Source organism: Bosea sp. F3-2 (assembly GCF_008253865.1).
In the GTDB taxonomy this organism is placed as follows: Bacteria; Pseudomonadota; Alphaproteobacteria; order Rhizobiales; family Beijerinckiaceae; genus Allobosea.
Genome location: NZ_CP042331.1, coordinates 5,181,084 through 5,200,198, shown reverse-complemented (window position 1 = coordinate 5,200,198; position 19,115 = coordinate 5,181,084). Strand labels below are relative to the sequence as shown.

Genomic DNA, 19,115 nt, shown 5'->3' with positions numbered 1-19,115 from the left:
GATCAGACCTTCTTGATCGTCAGCTTGCCGCCGAACAGGCCCTGCGGCCGGATCACAAGCACGAGCAGGATGGCGAGGAACGGCGCGAGCACGATGGCGCGCGAGGAGATGAAGAGGCCGACGAGGTTCTCGACGATGCCGATGACGAAACCGCCGACCACCGCGCCGGGCAGGCTGGAGAAACCGCCGACGATCGCCGCTGCGAAGGCGAGCATCACGATCGAGCCCATATCGGCCGTCATCAGGATTTTTGGCGAAATCAGCAGGGCGGCGATCGCCGAGATCACGCCGGAAAGCCCCCAGATCAGCATGTGGCAGCGGCCGAGATCGACGCCGACGAGCTGGGCGGCCTTGGGGTTCATGCCGACGGCGCGCATCGCCCGGCCGATCTTGGTGTAGTTGAACATCCAGAAGAACGCCGCCATCACGGCGAGCGCCGTGCCGAGGATGGTCAGGTCGAGCACCGTGACCGAGGCCTGGCCGATCATGACCGAGTCGGTCGGCACCAGCGCCGGGAAGGAACGCGGCGTGTCGCCGAAGCCGGTGCGGCGGACGAGCCCCTTCAGCACATAGGAGAGGCCGAGGGTCGCGATGACGAGGTAGACCAGATCCTTCGCCGACTTCGCGACCTGGTCCAGCACGATGCGGCGGAACAGGGCCATGGCGAGGAAGGCCGCGACCAGCGTCGCCGGCAGCACCACCCAGATCGGCATCTGCTGGAAGACGAAGAGGTAGAGGGCGATGTAGCCCGCCGCCATGAAGACCTCGCCCTGGGCGAAGTTCGGCACCTCGGAGGTCTTGAAGATGATGACGATGGCGAGCGCCAGCAGGGCGTAGACGCTTCCCGAGACCAGCCCGGAAGCGATGCCTTGCTGCAGGAAGATCAGAGCGAGTTGCAGGTCCATGTCCGGCCCAGAGGTTCAGGGAAGGCGGGCGGCGCGCTTCAGACGCCGCCCGTCGCTGCCGCAGGCGCGGCTTACTTCGCCTTGTAGGTCCAGCGGCTGGTGAAGACGCCGGGCTGCGGGGTCATCGTCGTGCCGTCATATTTGATGAAGATCGTCGACTTGTTGGCCGCCCGTTCCTCGGGACCGAACTTCATCCGCCCGGCCATGACGCCGGAGTCGAAATCCTGCTTCTTCAGCGCTTCGAGCACCTTTTCGCGAGTCGGGTTCGGGCCGGCATCCTGCAGCGCCTTGACCAGCGACATCGCGGAGGGGATGCCGTAGGGCATGTAGGTCTGCGGATGGTCGGGCTTGGCGGCGAGGTCCGGATAGGCGGCCTTGTACATGTCGTAGATCGGCTTCAGCTTCTCGCCGCCGGGCGAGTCGACCATCACCTCCTGGATGTAGAAGTTCTTCAGCGCCGGCTTGCCGACATTCTCGACCAGCTGCGACAGGCTCGCCGTGCCGGTCACCGAGAGGATGATCGGCTTGTTGTAGCCGAGCTCGGCCGCCTTCTTGACCAGCAGCGCCGCCGGGCGGGCATAGGTCACGATCAGCAGCACGTCGGGATTGGCGGCGCGCAGCTTCAGGAAGGGCGCGGTGACGTCGTTGATGCTCGGGCTCACCGACTCGACGGCGAGCTTGACCCCGTTCGTCGCGGCGTCGGCCTGCGAGCCTTCCAGGTTCCAGGCGCCATAGGCGTCGTCATGGTTGATGTAACCGATGGTCTTGGCGTTCAAGCTCTTGGCCGCGAACTCCACCATCGCGCCGCCGACGGCGTATTGCGAGATCGAGAAGGCGCCGAAGATGTAGTCGGTCGGCGGGTAGAGCGCGCCGTCGCCCGATGCGTTCAGCATCAGATAGGGCACCTTGTTGCGCACGACATAGTCCTTGGCGGCGACGACCGCGGCCGAGCAGGAGCCGCCATTGAGCATGAAGACCTGCTCCTGCTCGACGAGCTTCTTGACGGCGGCGACGAGATCATTGGCGTTGCAGCGGTCGTCCTCGACGACGTACTCGATCTTGCGGCCGTGGATGCCGCCTTCCTTGTTGATCTTGTCGTAATACATCTTGGCGGCGTTCACGACGTCGAAGCCATAGGCCATGTTCGGACCCGAGAGCGGGCCGAAGATGCCGATCTTGATCGATTTCTCGGTAATGCCGGGCTCCTGGGCCCCGGCCGCCATGCTCATCAGCAAGCCGGCCACAACGGACAGGCTGGCACCAATCGTCTTCGCCTTCATCGGATCTCTCCCTGTGTCGCCCGTTCTTCTTCGTGCGGTCGAGCCTGCGTATGGCACCGTCGCATCGAGCCGTGCCTTGATCATAGCGGCCCTTTCGCAGCCGCCTGTCACAGGGAATTGGGACAGCTCCGGTGACGGCGCAGGCAGGCGGCAGCGGCTCAAGCGGCTTCGCTTGGAGCGTGCTGTTCTTGCTCGGAAACGCTGCGTCATTCCGGCCGCAGCGAAGCGGAGCGCCGGAATCCATCATAGGGCTCCGGCGCTCTACGATGGATTCCGGAGCGGCGCCGCTATCGCGGCTTGTCCGGAATGACGGCACGATTCCACCAAATCACAGCGCTCTGATCCCTGCGCGTCAGCTGCGGCGCGGGGCTCAGCCGCGTCCGGAAGCGCCGTGCAGCGGCGCGAGCGAGGCGGCCTCGCTCGTCGGGTAGGAGAGTTTGCGGAAGATGTGGAATGTGCGCAGGATGTGGTTGCGCATGGCGAGCTCGGCCGCATCGCCGTCGCGGGCCTGCAGCGCCGCGACGATCTGCTCGTGGTCGCGATTGCTGAGGTGAAACTCCTCCTCGCTGGTGCGGCGAGCGACCGAGCCGTTGAAGTAGAAGCGCCCCGAGCGGAGGATGGCGTCGCGCAACTTCACGTTCCTGGCGGCGGCGACGATGAGGCCGTGGAACTCGCGGTTCGTCTCGACGCGCGCCGCATCGTCGTTCGGCTCGATCGCGAGCCGCCTGCGATGGATCGCGGTCACGGCCGCGATCTCCTCGTCGGTCGCCCTCTCGACGGCGAGCCGCGCGGCATAGCCTTCGAGCGCAGCGCGCACCTCCGAGTTCTCGCTGGCTTCGGCCGCGGTGATCTCGCGCACCGACCAGCCGCGCTTGCGCGGGATGATGAGTTGTTCGACCGCCAACCGCTGGAGCGCTTCGCGGATCGGCGTGCGGCTGACGCCGAAGCTGGCCGCCAGATCCGCCTCGATCAGCGGTTCGTTCGGTCGGATTTCGCCCGAGAGGATGGCATTGCGCAGGGTCTCATAGATATCGCCGGAGCGGCTGCGCGCGACAGCAGCGCGGTCCTCGCCGAGGGGGGCGGGATCAGCGGCCGAAGTGATGAGATGTCTCTGCATGCGGTGTCCGTGCGTCGGGCAATGCGACTTGTAGGACATCCAACTTGCCACGGGCTATGCAGATGGGCTGTCCCCGTCGCAGGGGACAGTCCGCGCGCTCAGGAAAGCGCCGGCAGGATCCTCCCCCGGCATTCGCCAAAACCGATCGTGGTAAAACCTTCGCGGCTGGCGCTGGCGCGCATGATGATCTCGTCGCCATCGGCGAGGTAGGTGCGGGTCTCGCCGCTCGGCAGGGTCAGCGGTTCGCGCCCGCCGCGCGAAATCTCCATCAGGCTGCCAAAGCTGTCGGGCGCGCGGCCCGAGATCGTGCCCGTGCCGAACAGGTCGCCAGGCTGCAGGTTGCAGCCATTGCAGCTGTGATGTGCGATGAGCTGCGCAACCGTCCAGTAGAGATCGCGCGTCGTGCCGCGTGACAGCCGGTGCGGCGCAAGGCCCTGCTCACGCATCGCTTCGCTCTGCAGCAGCACGTCGAGCGTGATGTCATAGGCGGCGGGCCGGTCGGGCCGGCTCGTCTGCAGATAAGGCAGGGGCGCCGGATCGCCCTCCGGGCGCGGCGCCTGCGCCACCCGGAAGGGTGCGAGCGCCTCAGCGGTGACGATCCAGGGCGAGATCGTCGTGGCGAAATCCTTGGCGAGGAAGGGGCCGAGCGGCTGGTACTCCCAGGCCTGGACGTCGCGAGCGGACCAGTCGTTCAACAGGCACAGGCCAGCGACATGCTCCTGCGCCTCGTCGATACCGATCGGCGTGCCGAGCGCATTGCCAGGGCCGATCCAGACGCCGAGCTCGAGCTCATAGTCGAGATTGCGGCAGGGGCCGAAGCTCGGGGCGCTCTCGTCCGGGCGCTTGCGCTGGCCGTTCGGGCGCCGCACCGCGCTGCCGGTGGGCACGATCGAGGAGGCGCGGCCGTGATAGCCGATCGGAACGTGCTTGTAGTTCGGCAGCAGCGGATTGTCCGGCCGCAGCAGCGTGCCGATGTTGATGGCGTGCTGGATGCCGGCATAGAAATCCGTGTAGTCGCCGATCTGGGCCGGCAGGCCCATGCGGCAGTCGCCGGCGCGATGCAGCATGCGCTCCACCGACGCGCGTTCGGGGGCGCCCTCGCGCAGCAGGGCGGAGAGGCGGGCGCGCAGCCTGCGTCGCGCGTCGGAGCCGAGCGCCAGGAACCCATTCAGGCGCGGGGCCGCGGCTGCGGCGGTCACCTCGGCAAGCTCATCACCGGCGAGCCCGGATGCGGCAAGCGCTGCGAGGTCGAGAATCACGTCGCCGATCGCGACCCCGCCACGCGGCGCCTGGCCGTGCGGGGAGAACACGCCGAAGGGCAGGTTCTGGATCGGGAATTCGGCATGGCCGCGGGCCGAGGGCACCCAACTGACCAGCGCCGCTGCATGGGTCTCGTCGAGATGCTCAGCCGGCGCTGCGTCGGTTTCTGCGGAATGTTCGGCGACGAGGCTGACGGACATGGTGAACCGCTCTTCCCTAAGGCGTGGCCCGCCTGGCTCGCGGACGCCGCCGAGGCATCCGGGCGAGGCGCGCCGCCGCTGCTTTCCTGTGGCCCGCCAGCGAGTCGCCGAGACGGGAGTTCTGCAGCGAGCCTAGCGCCGCCGCCGCCGCTGTTCTGTCCCCAAGGCTTGGGACGCGCCGACGAACCGGTTGCGGATAGGCCCCGGCGCCGACACCCGCCGGTCAGTCGTAATCCGGATAGCCGTAGCGATAGACGAGCCCGGGTGGCGGGCCGTAGCGTCGATGTCCGTAGTAGCCCCGCGGTGGGCCATAGCCGCGCCGACCATGCTCCTGCATCTCGAGGTTGGGGGGCACCTCAAGGTTTGTTTCACCCCCTCAAGGAAAAGACCACGCGTTCAGCCGCTCGTGCCCCCGCCATCACCGCCCGGCTGCTTCAGGAACATCCTCAGCAAATCCACCGGCAGAGGGAACACCACTGTCGAGGAGCGCTCGCCGGCGATGTCGTGCAGCGCCTCGAAATAGCGCAGCTGCATCGCTTGCGGCTCGGCCGCCAACATGCGGCCAGCCTCGACCAGCTTTGCCGCGGCCTGCTGCTCACCATCGGCGTTGATCACCTTGGCGCGCCGCAGCCGCTCCGCCTCGGCCTGCTTGGCGATGGCGCGGACCATGCTTTCGTTGAGGTCGACATGCTTGATCTCGACATTGGAGACCTTGATGCCCCAGGCATCGGTGCGCTGGTCGAGGATCTCCTGGATGTCGCTGTTGAGCCTGTCGCGCTCGGCCAGCATCTCGTCGAGCTCGTGCTTGCCGAGCACCGAGCGCAGCGTGGTCTGCGCCAGCTGGTTGGTGGCGGTCATGAAATCCTCGACCTGGATGATCGCGCGCTCAGCGTCGACGATGCGGAAATAGAGCACTGCGTTGACCTTCACCGAGACGTTGTCACGCGAGATGACGTCCTGCGGGGGCACGTCCTGCACCACGACGCGCAGGTCCACGCGCACCATCTGCTGGATGAAGGGAACGAGGATAATGAGCCCCGGCCCCATGACCCCGGTAAAGCGGCCGAGCGTGAAGACCACGCCGCGCTCATATTCCCTCAGGATGCGGATCGCCGCTGACAGGAAGAAGGCCCCCAGCAGCGCAATGATCAGATAGGCCACATAACCGACCATCGTCGTCATCATCTTGCTCCGTCGTTCGTCGCATCGCGCCGCCGCACTGTCAGCACGAGATCGCGGACGGAGGTCACCTCGGCGCTGTCCCCCGGCGCGATTGGCTCGTCGGCCTTCGCCCGCCAGCGTTCACCGAGCGCCAGCACATGGCCCTCGCCGCCGTCCCAGTCGAGGATGTCCACGGCAAGACCGCGCATGGCCTCGCCGCCGACGCGCGGCGGATTGCGACGCGCCGCCCAGAGATAGGTGCCTGCAAGCAGCGCGAGCCCCAGCGTGAGCGCGGCGGCGGGGCCGATGACCGCCCAGGATATGGCGAAGCCCGGCCCCTCGACCTGGAGCAACATGGTGGCGCCGAGCAGGAAGGCGGCTGCGCCACTGAGGCCCAGCACGACCGTCGGATTGAAGGCCTCCATGATGAGGAAGGCAACGCCGAGCAGCATCAGGGCGAGCCCGGTATAATTGATCGGCAGCAGATCGAGCGCGTAGAGGCCGAGCACGAGGCAGGTGACACCGACCACGCCCGGCGCCACCGCGCCGGGGCTCATGAACTCGAAGACGATGCCATAGATGCCGACCATCATCAGGATGATGGCGACGTTCGGATTGGTGATGACGGAAAGAAGCTGGATGAACCAGCCGGGCTCCAGCGTCTCGACAGCCAGGCCCTTCGTAGCCAGCACTTCCTTCTTGCCGGCCACCTCGACGGTGCGGCCATCGGCCAGCTGCAGGAGCTCGGTCGTGTCGCGGGCGACGAAGTCGATGACATGTTGCTCAAGCGCCGCGCTAGCCGACAGGCTCGCCGCCTCGCGCACGGCCTTCTCGCCCCAGTCGCCGTTGCGACCGCGCATTTCGGCGAGCGAGCGGATCAGCGCGACCGCGTCATTGGTCACCTTGGCCGCCATGGCGTCGCCGGGCGGCCGCCCGCTGGCGTCCTTCCCATTGCCGCCCGGGCCGGTATCCTTCTCGCCGCCGGGGAGCGAGGGCAGCCCACCGATCTGCACCGGGGTGGCCGCCCCGAGGTTGGTGCCGGGCGCCATCGCCGCGACATGGGCGGCGTAGAGGATGTAGGTCCCGGCGCTCGCCGCATGGCCGCCCGCCGGCGCGACATAGCCGATGACCGGAACCGGAGAGGCCAGTATGTCGGCGATCATCTCGCGCATCGAGGTGACCAGGCCGCCGGGCGTATTCAACCGCAGGATGAGAACCTCGGCCTTCCGCTCGGCCGCGACGCTCAGCGCCTCCTTGAGTTGACGCGCGCTCGCCGGACCGATGGCGCCGTTGATCGCTATGCTCAAGGCGCCCCGCTTCTCCGCCGTCCCGGCCGGGGAGAAGGGAGAAAGGATCGCCGCGACCGTGACGGCCGCTGCGAAAAGGGCCACCCGCGCGAGTTTCACGCTCAAAACTCCGTGGAATCAATATGGGTTGGATTCCTGCGAAGTCCATGAGGTCGGCGATGGCGGCGAAATTGCCGATATCTCCCTTATCGGGCAGATGACGCGCTCGAGCGCTTTCGCCGATTTCTGACCACCACAATCGCTGCCACCACGCCGCGCTCGGCCTGATCGACATCGGCCATGACGGCCGTCGCGGCGTTCAAGCCATTTTCGACGTGCGACCTCGTGATCGCTGAATCAGCGATGCAGCATTATTGGGTAGAGATGGCCGGATCTTACCGCCTTGGCAGCCCGAAGATGGCGAGCAGGAACAGCCCGGCCGAGGCAAGCGCGTTCCAGCCCGCAAGCGACAGGCCGAGGAAACGCCAAGCCGCCTCCGAGCAGGCGACGATCCGGGTCGTCTGCAGCTGCTTCATGAAATCCTGCATGCCGGCCGCCGCCGACCCGGCGCCGCCGCAATCATTCGGCCCGACGAACCAGCCCCATTCGACGCCCGCGTGATAGATGCCGAGCCCCGTGCTCCAGGCCATCAAGCCAGCCAACCCAAGCAGAACGAGCCACTGCAATAGCGGCGAACGCGCCAGCACCAGCCCGGCAAGCGCCAGGCCGATGGCGGCATAATGCGGCACGCGTTGTTCGAGACAGAGCTTGCAGGGCCGCAGGTGGATGACCAGCTCGAAGAACCAGGCGCCCCCGATCAGCGCCAGGCTCGCAAGCCCGATCAGCGCAATCAGCCGCGGCGGCGTGAGCAGCCGGTTGGGACCGTGGGATGCGATGGCTGGAGATGCGGTCATGGCAAGGCTCAGCAGGAAAGAAGCTGGCCCGACCCTGCGACGAGCTTGAGGCCGAAATAAAGCAGGATCAGCGCCGCAGCCCCGACCACCGCGATCACTTTCAGGCGACGTTCGATGAAATGCCGGATCGCATTGCCATAGCGGCGCAGCAGGAAGGCCAAGGCGAAGAAGCGCGCCCCGCGTGCCAGAACGCAGGAAATGACGAAAAACGCGAGGCCGATATGGACGGCGCCAGCCAGGATCGTCACCACCTTGATCGGCGGCAGATGGGCCAGGCCGGAGGTCGTGAGCAGGATCAGCGTCGTATCCGGCCCGGCGCATGCACGCAGGCTCTCGAAGGCACCGAGCTTGCCGTAGAATTCCAGAACCGGCTTCGCCAGCGCCTCGAAAGCGAAATAGCCGAGCGCATAGCCGGCGATGCCGCCGAGCACGGAGAACAGCGTCGCGACGAAGGCCAACCGGTAGGCCCGCGGCGGCCGCGCCAGCGCCATCGGCACGAACAGCACATCGGCCGGAATCAGGAAGAACGAGCTCTCGACGAAGGCGACGATCGCCAGCCAGAGCTCGGCGCGCGGCCGGGCCGCGAGCGACATGGTCCATTCGTAGAGGCGCTTGAGCATGGCGCTCTAGACCATGGGGCGACGGGTGACGCAACGGTTTGCGAGCCTTCGGAGCGCTGTCGCCGCCCCGGTGTGCCATCCTTGCAAGGGCGCATGCGTGAAGCCACCGCGGCCGTCAGAGCACAGCGCACTGAAACCTGCCGCGGCGGCCGTTCCGCCGATTGACCCGCATCGACCGATCGCTATAGTCCGCCCGCCTGTAGGGGCCCCTGTGGCGGAATTGGTAGACGCGCTCGACTCAAAATCGAGTTCCGCAAGGAGTGCTGGTTCGATCCCGGCCAGGGGCACCAAAACACGATCTGCCGCTATTTGCTGGCCCCCTGAGAAAGCCCAAGCATCCGACGAGTTCCCTGCTGCCTCGCCGGAATGACGCGGCAGCAGCGATCCCGCGCGAGACATGCGCCACGCACGCTGTCTCGGCAGTGTCTGCTGTTGGTCAGTTACCGACGGGTGCGCCGAGCCTGCTGCGTTTGATGAAGCGCGCGTCATCCCGGTCGAAGCCCTCGGGTCCGGCCTTCGGCCGGCCCAAGGATAAACGTCGCGCAGAGCCGGGATCCATTCCTGAATCTTTATCGGAAGCGCTCTGGCATAGATCCCGGGTCAAGCCCGGGATGACGGCGTGGTTCAGCAGATAGTCAGCAGGCTCAGAGTGAGTCGGACATTTATCCGGCTGACGCAATGGCCGACGCCGACAGGATCGTGAGGGAGGTCCGCTTGGAGACTCCCACCCCGCGTTACGACAGAAGGCTCTTGCGCCGGAAACCGCGCTCCTTCATGGCATGGATGAGGCGTTGCGGGAGAGCCTTGCCCTCTCGCCGGAGCGCACTCTGTCGCTTCGCAAATCGGGAACCAATCGCTTTGCGCATTCTCGTCATCAATCCCAACACCATGCCGGAAATGACGGCCCTGGTCGCGCGGGTGATCGAGCCCTATCTGCCGCCGAACACGACCATGGTGCCGGTGACCGGACGCTTCGGCGCGCATTACATCGCCAGTCGCAGCGCCAGCGTCGTGGCTGCCCATGCCGCGCTGGAGGCCTTCGCCGAGCACGGCCACGGCTGCGACGGTGTCTATCTCGCCTGCTTCGGTGATCCCGGCCTGCTCGCGCTCAAGGAGATGGCGCGCGTTCCCGTCATCGGCATGGCCGAGGCCAGCAGCCGTCTCGCGGCCCAGAAGGCCGAGCGCTTCGCCATCGTCACCGGCGGCGAGCGCTGGGGGCCGATGCTGCGGGAATTCGTCGGCTCGATCGGCCTCGGCGGGTGCCTCGCCGCCGTCGAGACGGTCGCGCCCACCGGCGCCGATATCGCCCGCGACCCGGACGGCTCCATCGCCATGCTGGCCGAGGCCTGCCGCCTCGTGGCGCACCGTGACGGCGCCGGCGCGGTCATCCTCGGCGGCGCCGGCCTCGCCGGGCTCGCTGCCCGCGTGCAGCCGCATGTCGACATTCCGGTGATCTGCTCGGCCGAAGCCGGCATCAGGATGCTGCTAGCCGCGCTTGACCGGCCTTTGCTGAAGCCAGCAAGCGGTGACCTCGCCCTGCCTGCGCCTGTCGCCAGCACCGGCCTGTCGGACGGCCTGACCCGACTGCTGGCGCAGCCCTGATATCCAATCGAGTCGCCCGCACGATCCTCGGACGCCTCGTTTCCCTCACTCAGCCCTTGCCGGCGAGCGAAACGCCGTTGAGCCCGGCGATCCAGTCGGAGAGCATCGGCACGTAGTCCTCACCGTGGCCGCTCGCCACCGCCGCCGCATAGCTGTTCTTGACGGCATTGCCGATCGGGTTGGCGATGCCGGCATCATTGGCGACGCTCTCGAGATAGCGCACGTCCTTCAGCGCATTGCTGAGCGTGAACTTGTGGGCGTCGCGGTCGCGCTCCAGCACGTATTTCATGAAGGTCTGGTAGAAGCCGCAATCCATGCGGCTGCCGCGCAGCACGCTGTCGAAGGTCTGCGGCGTGATGCCGATCTTCTGGCCGAGCGTCAGCGCCTCCGCATAGATCGCGGCATAGCCCAGCGACAGGAAGTTGTTGATCAGCTTCATCTTGTGCCCGTCGCCGACCGGCCCGAGATGCACGACCTTCTGCGCCCAGGCTTCGATGGCTGGCTTGACCCTGGCGAAGACCTCCGGCGCGGCGCCGACCATGGCCGAAAGCTGCCCCTGCGCCGCCTGGGCCGGGGTGCCGCCGAGCGGCGCATCGGCCAGATGCAGCCCCTTCGCCTCCAGCTCAGCGGCGAGCCGCATCGTCACAGTCGGGTCTGAGGTCGAGCAGTCGACAATCACGGTGCCGGGCTTCGCGCCCGCGATGATGCCGTTCTCGCCCTTCGTCACCGCCTCGACCTGGGCCGAACCGGTGACGCACAGGAAGATGATGGTCGAACGGGCCGCGAGCTCCTTCGGCGTCTTCGCCTCCACTGCGCCAGCCGCGACCAGCTCCTCGACCGGCTTGCGGTTGCGGTGCCCCATCACGGTGAGCGGAAAGCCCTTGTCGACGAGATTGCGGGCCATGCCCTGCCCCATCAGCCCGACACCGATGAAGCCCACTGACTCTTTGGTTGCAGTCATCTTCAAATTCTCCCGCTGATATGGTTGAGATGAAACGGAACGTGAAGAAAACGGCCCGACTCGCCGGCTAGAGCATCGGATCGAAAAGTGGAACCCACTTTTCGGAGACATCCGATGCTCGAACAAAGAGTTAGATCGCCACTTCGCGTCCGATAGGACGCACGGCGGTCTATCGCGAGGTCAGCGCTCACAGTGGACGATTCATGACTGCCGACGGCCCGCCCGAGTCCAGCCGGACCAGAAGCCCCAGCCCGGCGGGCGTAGCCGGCCGCAGCCGCGTCACCCTGCAGAGCATCGCCGATCATCTCTCCGTCTCGACCGCGACGGTGTCGCTGGCCTTGCGCGGCTCGCCGCTCGTCGCCGAGGCGACGCGCGAGCGTGTCCGCGAGATCGCCCGCGCCATGGGCTACAGCTACAACCGCAGCGCCGCCTCGCTGCGCACCGACCGCACCAACATCATCGGCGTCGTCTTTCACGACATCACCAATCCCTATTTCGCCGAGCTGCTGGCCGCGATCGAGGAAACGGCGGGCCGCCACGGCCGCTCGATCCTGCTCGGCACCTATGCGGAGGACATCGAGAAACAGGCACGCGTGCTCGGCAGCCTCGCCGAATACCGGCCCGACGGCATGATCCTCTGCTCGGCCGGCGGCAGCACGGCCGAGAGCCTGGCCCCGCTGACCGATTCCGGTGTTCCGATCGTGCAGCTTTCGCGCGAGATCGCCGGCGTCGATCTCGACTTCGTCGGCTCGGACGACCGCCACGGCACGACGCTGGCGATGGAACACCTCATCGGCCTCGGCCACCGCCGCATCGCCTTCCTTTGCGCCAATGAGAGCATCTCGACCGGCCGCAACCGCTATGCCGGCTATCGCGAAGCGCTCGCCCGCGCCGGCCTGCCGCTCGATCCAGCTCTGGTGCATTTCGACTTCGGCACCCGCGAGACCGGTCACAAAGGCATTCTGAAGGTGCTCGACGCCGCCGAGCCGCCAACCGCGGCCGTCTGCATGAACGACCTCGCCGCCTTCGGCGCCATGCTCGGCCTGCGCCATCGTGGGCTGGAGGCGGGCCGCGACTTCTCGATCGTCGGCTGCGACGACGTCAAGGAGGCGGCACAGTGGTTCCCGGCACTCACCACAGTCCATAATTTTCAGAACGAGATGGGCGCCAAATCGGCCGAGTTCCTGCTCAACCGCATCGCCGACCCATCCGCACCGACACAGCGCCTGCTGCTGACGCCTGCGCTCATCGTCCGCGGCACGACCTGCCCGCCGCGCTGAGCGTCGTTCAGGCATCGTTGGCAGGTTTCGCGTTGAGCGCGCGATAGGCCCTCACCACCTGCGAATCGTCACGCCCGCCATGGCCGAGCCCGGAGGCGGCGAGGAACATCTGATGCGCCGTCGCGGCGAGCGGCAACGCCGTCTTGGCCGCGCGCCCGGCATCGAGCACGATGCCGAGATCCTTGACGAAGATGTCGACCGCGCTCGCCACGGCCGGATCCGGCTCATGCATACGCGGCCCGCGATCCCTGAGCATCCAGGACGAGGCGGCCGAGCCGCCCATGATCTCGAACAGCAATCGCCCGTCGATACCGGCCTTTTCGGCCAGCGACAGCGCCTCTGCCGCGACCGCGATATGCACGCCGCAGAGCAGCTGGTTGACGGTCTTCACCGTCGCGCCCTGCCCCGCCTTCTCGCCGACGTGGAAGACCTTGTCGCCGAGCGCATCGAGCACAGGCTTCGCCCGCGCGAAGCTGTCGGCCGGTGCTCCGACCATGATCGTCAGCGTCGCGTTGCGTGCACCATTGACGCCTCCTGACACCGGCGCGTCGATGAAATGCCGGCCGGTCTTCGTGACCTCCGCTGCGATCGCCTCGGCCTCGCCGGGCGGGCAGGTCGCCATCAGGATCACGGTGGCCTCCGGCGCCAGCGCGGCGAGCGCCCCGGCCTCGAACAGCACCGCCCGCGCCTGGGCAGCGTTGACGACCATCAGGACGAGTGCGTCGGCCCCGCTGGCGGCTTCCTTGGCACCGGCTGCACCATGTCCGCCAGCCGCGACCAACGCCTCCCGCGCCGCCTCGCGCATGTCGAAGCCGGTGACGCGGAACTGCTTTCTCACGAGGTTCTCGGCCATCGGCGCGCCCATGGCGCCGAGCCCGACGAAGGCGATGCTGGAGATCGGTGTGGCGGACATGCGGACAGACCCTCTTTGAACGAAAGCGGGCACGGCTCGCGCCATGCCCGCAAGGAAGGCCGCCGGCCTCGCGGAAGCCGGCGCCGAAGCCGGCTACTCCTTCACCGCACCCGTCATCGAGGCGACGTAGTAGTCGACGAAGAAGGAGTAGAGGATCGCAACAGGAATCGAGCCGAGCAGCGCGCCCGCCATCAGCGAGCCCCAGTGATAGACGTCGCCCTCGACGAGCTGGGTCAGCACCGCGACCGGCACGGTCTTCTTCTCCGCCGACTGGATGAAGGCGAGCGCATAGATGAACTCGTTCCAGGACAGGGTGAAAGCGAAGATGCCGGCCGAGATCAGCCCGGGCATGGCGAGCGGCAGAGTGATCTGCCGCAGCGTCTGCAGCCGCGTCGCCCCGTCGATCATCGCGCATTCCTCGAGCTCGTAGGGGATCGACTTGAAGTAGCCGATCAGGAGCCAGGTGCAGAACGGGATCAGAAAGGTCGGGTAGGTCAGAATCAGCGCCAGCGGCGAGTCGAACAGGCCGAACTGGAAGATCAGCGTCGCCAGCGGAATGAACAGGATCGAGGGCGGCACCAGATAAGCGAGGTAGATCGCTAGGCCCACATATTGCGAGCCCTTGAACTTCAGCCGCTGGATCGCATAGGCCGCGAGCACGCTGGCGAAGAGCGAGAGCGCCGTCGCCACCACCGCGACCATCATCGTGGTCCACAGCCACTGCGGATAATCCGTGTGGAACAGCAGCTTGTTGATGTTCTCCAGCGTTGGCGACTTCACCCAGAACGGGTTGTTGTTCTTGTAGTCGAGCAGCTCCGCATTCGGTTTGATCGCCGTGATCGCCATCCAGTAGAACGGGAACAGCAGCACGAGAACGAAGATCGAGAGCGGCAGGTAGAGCATCACGAAGCGGCGCGGTCCGGAGGACCAGTCGATGACGCCTGTGCTCTCCTTGTCCGTCAGATGCGGCCGCTGGCCCAGGGTCTGATCAGTCATTGTCTTCCCCCTGCTGCCATTTGCGCCGGGCGAGCCCGAAATAGCTGAACAGTGTCGCCATCACGAGAAACGGGATCATCGCCACCGCGATCGCCGCGCCCTCGCCGAGCTGACCGCCGGGAATGCCGCGTTGGAAGGCCAGCGTCGCCATCAGATGCGTCGCATTGACCGGCCCGCCGCGGGTGATGGCATAGACGAGCTGGAAGTCGGTGAAGGTGAACAGCACCGAGAAGGTCAGCACCACCGCCAGGATCGGCATGAGCATCGGCAGCGTGACGTGCCGGAAGCGTTGCCAGGCATTGGCGCCATCGAGCATCGCCGCCTCGTAGAGCGAGGGCGAGATCGTCTGCAGGCCCGCCAGCAGGCTGATCGCGACGAAGGGGATGCCGCGCCAGATATTGGCGGCGATCAGCGACCAGCGCGCCGGCCAAGGCTGGCCGAGGAAGTCGATATAGGTGTCGCGCCAGCCGAGCACGTCGACGAGCACATAGGAGATGATCGAGAACTGCGGATCGTAAATCCACCAGAAGGCGATCGCCGAGAGCACCGTCGGCACGATCCAGGGAACCAGGATCAGCGCGCGCAGCAGTGACTTGAACGGCAGATGGTTGTTGAGCAGCAGCGCGAGCCACAGGCCCAGCGCGAACTTACCCACCGTCGCCACGCCCGTGTAGAGCAGCGTGTTCCAGACCGCGGTGATGAAGACCCGGTCATGCCAGAGCGACTCGAAATTCTCGAAGCCGATGAAATAGCCCATCCGCCCGATGCGGGTGTCGGTGAAGGCGAGCCAGATGCCCAGGCCCAGCGGGTAGCTGAGGAAGACAAGCAGCAGCGCCGCTGCCGGAAACAGGCAGATGCAGATCAGGAAAGTCTTGTTGTCGAACAGCCGTACCAGCCAGTTCTGTTCCAGCTTGTAGACGGTTCGCGATTCGGCGGCAGCAATGGCCATGGCGCGCTCGCAGTTGGACCGGCATTCCCGGCCGCCGACCATGGACGGCGGCCGGGCAAAGCGGGTCAGGTCCGATAATAGCGCTTTGCGCGGCGCTCGGCTTCCGCGGCAGCTTCCTCAGGCGTGGCCTGGCCGGCGCAGACGGAGGCGACCATCTGGACGACGACATATTCGGCGTTGACCGTGCCGGCCGCCTCGTTGATCGAGCCCTTGTAGCCGCTCCACAACGCCCGTTCCCAGGTGTCGCGATAGACCAGGATCTTCGGGTCGGCCGACCAGACCTTGCTCTCGGCAAAGCCCATCAGCGGCTGGGACCAGTAGCCGTAACAGCCGGTCAGCCACTTGTCGTACTGCTCCTTCTCCATCATGAAGCGGAGATATTCCTTGGCCGCGTTCGGGAACTTGGTGTGCTTGAACGCCATGGCGTTGATCACCAGGGCCGGCTCCGACGGACGTCCGAACGGACCGACCGGCATGGTCGCGTGGTTCAGGTCCTTGGCGATCGCGGCGGTCTTCTCGTCCTTCGAGTTCTTGATCGAGAAGTAGAGCGAGACGCCGTTCTGGGTGACGCCGATCTCGCCCGCCGTCAGCGCCTTGTTGTTGCTGATGTCGAGCCAGGAGAGCGTGCCCGGGATGAAGGTCTCGTAGAGCGCCTTGGCGTATTTCAGCGCCGCGATCGTCTCCTTCGAGTTGATCGCGACCTTGTTGTTCTCGTCGACCATGTAGCCGCCATGGGTCCAGACGAGCCAGTTGCAGAAGGCGTTGCCGTCGCCGACCGCGTTGCCGAGCGCGAAGCCGGCGGGGTGGCCGTTCGCCTTGAGCTTGCGGCAAAGATTGAGGAAGCCGTCGAGATCCTTCGGGAAGGTATCGAAGCCGGCTTCCTTGACCCACGACTCGCGATAGACCGCCGGCGCGCCGGAGGCGCCCATCGGGATCGAGATCCACTGGTTGGTCTTGTCCTTCTTGCCGTATTTCTCGGCGATCGGGTACCAGCCGCCATATTTCTTGCCGAGATCCTCGGCGATCGGCGTGAGATCGATCAGCTTGTCGGAAAAGATGTGCGGGTCATCCGCCCAGCCGACGACAACATCGGGGCCAGCGCCGGTATTGGCGGTCACCGCCGTCTGCGGGCGCAGATCCTCCCAGCCGGCATAGTCCACGCGGACCGGCACGCCGGTCGCCTTGGTGAAGGCCTCGGTGTTCTCGTTGAAGATGGCCTGGTCGGGATCGACGAACTTTGTGGGGCGCAGCACGCGCAGCGTCGCGCCCTGCTCGATCTTGGCCTGCGCGATTGCCGGCGCCAGCGGCAGTGTTGCCCCGGCGGCAAGCCCGGCGCCGCCGATCAATACGTCTCTTCGGGAAATGCTCATGAAACCGTCTCCTCCGTGGGTGCGGCGGAGGCCTGCATGGGACCTCCGTCCTGCATGGATTATGGGCATTAAACAGCCATTATCCACCGCCCGTTCCAAATGGGCGGCGAATCTCTGAGAGGCGGCACCGGCCTGGTCGCCTCAGCCTGCTCGGCGCCGGCTCTGAACTTGTGCCAGAGGACGCGTGGTCCGCCCGGGCCGCTGCGCGACCCGGATGGCGCGTCCTCTAGATGCGCTTGCCGGTCGCAGCGTCGAAGAGATGCGTCACGCTGGTATCGGGCGTGATGCCGATGGTCTCGCCTGGCTTGGCGGTGATGCGCTCGCGGAAGATGCAGGTGAGGTCCTGTCCGCCGCAACGGACGACGACCTGCGTCTCCGACCCCATCGGCTCGACGACAGCAACCTCGGCCTTAAGGCCGTTCGGGTCGAGCTGGAAGTGCTCGGGGCGGATGCCCAGCACGGCCGTGCGCCCCTCTGAATCCGCCGGATGCTGACCGACAGGCCAGACGACGCCACCTTCGGTCTCGAAGCCGTTCCCCGCGATCTTGCCCTTGAGCAGGTTCATCGACGGCGAGCCGATGAAGGCCGCAACGAACAAATTCGCCGGATTGTCGTAGAGATCGAGCGGCGCGCCCATCTGTTCGACGATGCCGTCATGCATCACCACGATCTTGTCGGCCATGGTCATGGCCTCGATCTGGTCGTGCGTGACATAGACCGTCGTGGTCTTGAGGCGCTGGTGCAGCTCCTTGATCTCGGTGCGCATCTGGACGCGCAGCTTGGCATCGAGATTCGAGAGCGGCTCGTCGAACAGGAAGACCTGCGGATCGCGGACAATGGCGCGGCCCATGGCGACGCGCTGGCGCTGACCGCCCGAGAGCTGGCGCGGATAGCGGTCGAGCAACTTGTTCAGGCCGAGGATCTGGGCGGCCTTGTTGACGCGCTCGTCGATCTCGCTCTTCGGCGCCTTCCGGAGCTTCATCGAGAAGGCCATGTTGTCGGCGACCGTCATATGCGGATAGAGCGCATAGTTCTGGAACACCATGGCGATGTCGCGCTCTTTCGGGGGCACGTCGTTCACCACCTTCGGGCCGATCCGGATCTCACCGCCCGAGATGTTCTCGAGCCCCGCGATCATGCGCAGCAGCGTCGACTTTCCGCAGCCGGAGGGCCCGACCAGGATGACGAATTCACCGTCGTTGATGTCGATATCGACGCCGTGGATGACCTGCGTCGACCCGTAGGCCTTGCGTACATCGGCGATCTGGACTGAAGCCATGCCGTCCTTCCCTGCTTTCCGTTCCCTCGTCGCCTCGCCTCAGGCGCTGCGACCACAATCGGTTTCTGATGACCGAATGATGAAAACGGACCACGCCTGCTTCAGGCGATTGTGTCCGCTCCAGTCTGCGATAAAGTCATACGATAGAAGCGAGCGTGTCAAGCGCCGCCATGGCCTGCGCCGAGCCTTGGACAAGAGGACTGCGGCAGGGCAGAGGGAGGGCTATCGATGCGTGTGCGCGACTTCTCGCGTCCGACGACTCTCAATCCGGACCGGCTCTTCGGCCAGGTCGCGCAGAAGCTCGCGGTCGCGGTCATCACCGGCCGCGTCAAGGCCGGCGAGGTCCTGCCCAACGAGGATGATCTGCGCTCGGACATCTCGGTTTCGCGCACCGCCTATCGTGAGGCGGTCAAGATCCTGACCGCCAAGGGGCTGGTGGAGGCCCGCCCCAAGAGCGGCACCCGCGCCGCGCCGCGCGAGCGCTGGAACCTGCTCGATCCCGACGTCCTCTCCTGGCATTTCGAAGCGGACCCGAACGAGCGTTTCATTCGCGATCTCTTCGAGTTGCGCCGCTTCGTCGAGCCCAGCGCCGCCCGCCTCGCCGCCCAGCGCCGGACCTCCGCCGACATCGCCCGGATCGAGGCGGCCTATCGCGGCATGGTCGACGGCCCGCCCTATGCCGAGGCGACCATTCGCGCCGACCTCGCCTTCCACGAAGCGATCTTCGCTGCTGCGCAGAACGCCGCGCTGCAATGCCTCGCCAGTGCCGTGATTGCGACGCTGCAATGGTCGCTCTTGCTCAAGACGGGGGACGAGGAGGCCTATATCGAATCGCTACCCGACCACGAACACGTCTTGCTCGCAATCATCGACCGCGACGGCGACCTTGCCTCCGCCCGGATGGCCGGGCTCGTGATCGACAGCCTGAACACGACCCTCGCCTCGCTCGGCACGCATTACGCGACCGAGACGGGAAAAATCATGCGAATAAAGCATACTAAATAGGCGCCTCCCACTCCGGT

At 66.2% G+C, this 19,115-nt stretch carries 19 protein-coding genes and 1 tRNA gene; 5 read left to right on the top strand and 15 right to left on the bottom strand.

The window, feature by feature from the left end:
* Positions 1 to 2: 2 nt before the first annotated feature.
* The 7 genes from FQV39_RS24005 to FQV39_RS23980 form a co-directional block, all read right to left on the bottom strand.
* Positions 3 to 905 (bottom strand): branched-chain amino acid ABC transporter permease, encoded by a 903-nt coding sequence (locus tag FQV39_RS24005; protein ID WP_149132589.1) that lies wholly within the window; start codon positions 903 to 905, stop codon positions 3 to 5.
* 71 nt (positions 906 to 976) lie between these two features.
* Complete coding sequence (locus FQV39_RS24000; protein ID WP_149132588.1) at positions 977 to 2,185, bottom strand: ABC transporter substrate-binding protein; 1,209 nt, start codon at positions 2,183 to 2,185, stop codon at positions 977 to 979.
* A gap of 370 nt (positions 2,186 to 2,555) precedes the next feature.
* On the bottom strand, positions 2,556 to 3,302 hold the full coding sequence (locus FQV39_RS23995; RefSeq protein WP_187640040.1) for a GntR family transcriptional regulator: 747 nt from the start codon (positions 3,300 to 3,302) through the stop codon (positions 2,556 to 2,558).
* A 98-nt stretch (positions 3,303 to 3,400) separates the two neighbouring features.
* Positions 3,401 to 4,762, bottom strand: a complete 1,362-nt coding sequence (fahA, locus tag FQV39_RS23990) for a fumarylacetoacetase (protein ID WP_149132586.1) — start codon at positions 4,760 to 4,762, stop codon at positions 3,401 to 3,403.
* 223 nt (positions 4,763 to 4,985) lie between these two features.
* Complete coding sequence (locus FQV39_RS34155) at positions 4,986 to 5,117, bottom strand: hypothetical protein (protein ID WP_282570104.1); 132 nt, start codon at positions 5,115 to 5,117, stop codon at positions 4,986 to 4,988.
* A 41-nt stretch (positions 5,118 to 5,158) separates the two neighbouring features.
* Entirely contained in the window at positions 5,159 to 5,947 is a 789-nt protein-coding gene (locus tag FQV39_RS23985; protein ID WP_248313123.1) for a slipin family protein, read from the bottom strand.
* Positions 5,944 to 7,329 (bottom strand): NfeD family protein, encoded by a 1,386-nt coding sequence (locus tag FQV39_RS23980; RefSeq protein WP_149132585.1) that lies wholly within the window; start codon positions 7,327 to 7,329, stop codon positions 5,944 to 5,946. The genes FQV39_RS23985 and FQV39_RS23980 overlap by 4 nt, the downstream gene beginning before the upstream one ends.
* On the opposite strand from FQV39_RS23980, the gene FQV39_RS33300 reads away from it, so the two are divergent.
* Positions 7,214 to 7,459 (top strand): hypothetical protein, encoded by a 246-nt coding sequence (locus tag FQV39_RS33300; protein ID WP_187640351.1) that lies wholly within the window; start codon positions 7,214 to 7,216, stop codon positions 7,457 to 7,459. The genes FQV39_RS23980 and FQV39_RS33300 overlap by 116 nt on opposite strands.
* Positions 7,460 to 7,604: 145 nt before the next feature.
* Here FQV39_RS33300 and FQV39_RS23975 read toward each other — a convergent pair whose 3' ends face one another.
* Positions 7,605 to 8,123, bottom strand: a complete 519-nt coding sequence (locus tag FQV39_RS23975; protein WP_149132584.1) for a disulfide bond formation protein B — start codon at positions 8,121 to 8,123, stop codon at positions 7,605 to 7,607.
* An 8-nt stretch (positions 8,124 to 8,131) separates the two neighbouring features.
* On the bottom strand, positions 8,132 to 8,743 hold the full coding sequence (locus FQV39_RS23970) for a YqaA family protein (protein ID WP_149132583.1): 612 nt from the start codon (positions 8,741 to 8,743) through the stop codon (positions 8,132 to 8,134).
* Between the two features lie 205 nt (positions 8,744 to 8,948).
* Between FQV39_RS23970 and FQV39_RS23965 the strand changes: the two genes are divergently transcribed.
* Both FQV39_RS23965 and FQV39_RS23960 read left to right on the top strand, forming a co-directional pair.
* Positions 8,949 to 9,033, top strand: a tRNA-Leu gene (locus tag FQV39_RS23965).
* Positions 9,034 to 9,601: 568 nt separating this feature from the next.
* Positions 9,602 to 10,345: an aspartate/glutamate racemase family protein gene (locus tag FQV39_RS23960; protein ID WP_149132582.1), complete on the top strand. Its 744-nt coding sequence runs from the start codon at positions 9,602 to 9,604 to the stop codon at positions 10,343 to 10,345.
* A gap of 49 nt (positions 10,346 to 10,394) precedes the next feature.
* On the opposite strand, the gene FQV39_RS23955 is transcribed toward FQV39_RS23960, so the two are convergent.
* Positions 10,395 to 11,417: an NAD(P)-dependent oxidoreductase gene (locus FQV39_RS23955; RefSeq protein WP_149132581.1), complete on the bottom strand. Its 1,023-nt coding sequence runs from the start codon at positions 11,415 to 11,417 to the stop codon at positions 10,395 to 10,397.
* Positions 11,418 to 11,509: 92 nt separating this feature from the next.
* On the opposite strand from FQV39_RS23955, the gene FQV39_RS23950 reads away from it, so the two are divergent.
* Complete coding sequence (locus tag FQV39_RS23950; protein ID WP_149132580.1) at positions 11,510 to 12,586, top strand: LacI family DNA-binding transcriptional regulator; 1,077 nt, start codon at positions 11,510 to 11,512, stop codon at positions 12,584 to 12,586.
* A 7-nt stretch (positions 12,587 to 12,593) separates the two neighbouring features.
* Here the strand turns inward: FQV39_RS23950 and FQV39_RS23945 are convergent, their stop codons facing one another.
* The 5 genes from FQV39_RS23945 to FQV39_RS23925 all read right to left on the bottom strand — a co-directional run bounded on the left by FQV39_RS23945 (position 12,594) and on the right by FQV39_RS23925 (position 18,093).
* Positions 12,594 to 13,499, bottom strand: a complete 906-nt coding sequence (locus tag FQV39_RS23945) for an NAD(P)-dependent oxidoreductase (protein ID WP_149132579.1) — start codon at positions 13,497 to 13,499, stop codon at positions 12,594 to 12,596.
* A 93-nt stretch (positions 13,500 to 13,592) separates the two neighbouring features.
* Entirely contained in the window at positions 13,593 to 14,495 is a 903-nt protein-coding gene (locus tag FQV39_RS23940) for a carbohydrate ABC transporter permease (protein WP_149132578.1), read from the bottom strand.
* Positions 14,488 to 15,444, bottom strand: coding sequence for a carbohydrate ABC transporter permease (locus FQV39_RS23935; protein WP_149132577.1), 957 nt, complete (start codon positions 15,442 to 15,444; stop codon positions 14,488 to 14,490). The genes FQV39_RS23940 and FQV39_RS23935 overlap by 8 nt, the downstream gene beginning before the upstream one ends.
* Before the next feature lie 65 nt (positions 15,445 to 15,509).
* Positions 15,510 to 16,814, bottom strand: coding sequence for an ABC transporter substrate-binding protein (locus FQV39_RS23930; protein WP_149132576.1), 1,305 nt, complete (start codon positions 16,812 to 16,814; stop codon positions 15,510 to 15,512).
* Between the two features lie 226 nt (positions 16,815 to 17,040).
* Positions 17,041 to 18,093 (bottom strand): ABC transporter ATP-binding protein, encoded by a 1,053-nt coding sequence (locus tag FQV39_RS23925; protein WP_149132575.1) that lies wholly within the window; start codon positions 18,091 to 18,093, stop codon positions 17,041 to 17,043.
* A gap of 228 nt (positions 18,094 to 18,321) precedes the next feature.
* Here FQV39_RS23925 and FQV39_RS23920 point away from each other — a divergent pair, with 228 nt between their 5' ends.
* The gene (locus FQV39_RS23920; protein ID WP_149132574.1) at positions 18,322 to 19,098 is read left to right on the top strand and encodes a FadR/GntR family transcriptional regulator; all 777 of its coding nucleotides are present in this window, start codon (positions 18,322 to 18,324) and stop codon (positions 19,096 to 19,098) included.
* Positions 19,099 to 19,115 lie beyond the last annotated feature (17 nt).

What these genes read in the sequence shown, in the direction of transcription:
- FQV39_RS24005 (WP_149132589.1), bottom strand. Translation starts at nt 905, where the DNA reads ATGGACCTGCAACTCGCTCTGATCTTCCTGCAGCAAGGCATCGCTTCC.
- FQV39_RS24000 (WP_149132588.1), bottom strand. Translation starts at nt 2,185, where the DNA reads ATGAAGGCGAAGACGATTGGTGCCAGCCTGTCCGTTGTGGCCGGCTTG.
- FQV39_RS23995 (WP_187640040.1), bottom strand. Translation starts at nt 3,302, where the DNA reads ATGCAGAGACATCTCATCACTTCGGCCGCTGATCCCGCCCCCCTCGGC.
- fahA (WP_149132586.1), bottom strand. Translation starts at nt 4,762, where the DNA reads ATGTCCGTCAGCCTCGTCGCCGAACATTCCGCAGAAACCGACGCAGCG.
- FQV39_RS23985 (WP_248313123.1), bottom strand. Translation starts at nt 5,947, where the DNA reads ATGATGACGACGATGGTCGGTTATGTGGCCTATCTGATCATTGCGCTG.
- FQV39_RS23975 (WP_149132584.1), bottom strand. Translation starts at nt 8,123, where the DNA reads ATGACCGCATCTCCAGCCATCGCATCCCACGGTCCCAACCGGCTGCTC.
- FQV39_RS23970 (WP_149132583.1), bottom strand. Translation starts at nt 8,743, where the DNA reads ATGCTCAAGCGCCTCTACGAATGGACCATGTCGCTCGCGGCCCGGCCG.
- FQV39_RS23955 (WP_149132581.1), bottom strand. Translation starts at nt 11,417, where the DNA reads ATGTCTCCGAAAAGTGGGTTCCACTTTTCGATCCGATGCTCTAGCCGG.
- FQV39_RS23950 (WP_149132580.1), top strand. Translation starts at nt 11,510, where the DNA reads ATGACTGCCGACGGCCCGCCCGAGTCCAGCCGGACCAGAAGCCCCAGC.
- FQV39_RS23945 (WP_149132579.1), bottom strand. Translation starts at nt 13,499, where the DNA reads ATGTCCGCCACACCGATCTCCAGCATCGCCTTCGTCGGGCTCGGCGCC.
- FQV39_RS23940 (WP_149132578.1), bottom strand. Translation starts at nt 14,495, where the DNA reads ATGACTGATCAGACCCTGGGCCAGCGGCCGCATCTGACGGACAAGGAG.
- FQV39_RS23935 (WP_149132577.1), bottom strand. Translation starts at nt 15,444, where the DNA reads ATGGCCATTGCTGCCGCCGAATCGCGAACCGTCTACAAGCTGGAACAG.
- FQV39_RS23930 (WP_149132576.1), bottom strand. Translation starts at nt 16,814, where the DNA reads ATGAGCATTTCCCGAAGAGACGTATTGATCGGCGGCGCCGGGCTTGCC.
- FQV39_RS23925 (WP_149132575.1), bottom strand. Translation starts at nt 18,093, where the DNA reads ATGGCTTCAGTCCAGATCGCCGATGTACGCAAGGCCTACGGGTCGACG.
- FQV39_RS23920 (WP_149132574.1), top strand. Translation starts at nt 18,322, where the DNA reads ATGCGTGTGCGCGACTTCTCGCGTCCGACGACTCTCAATCCGGACCGG.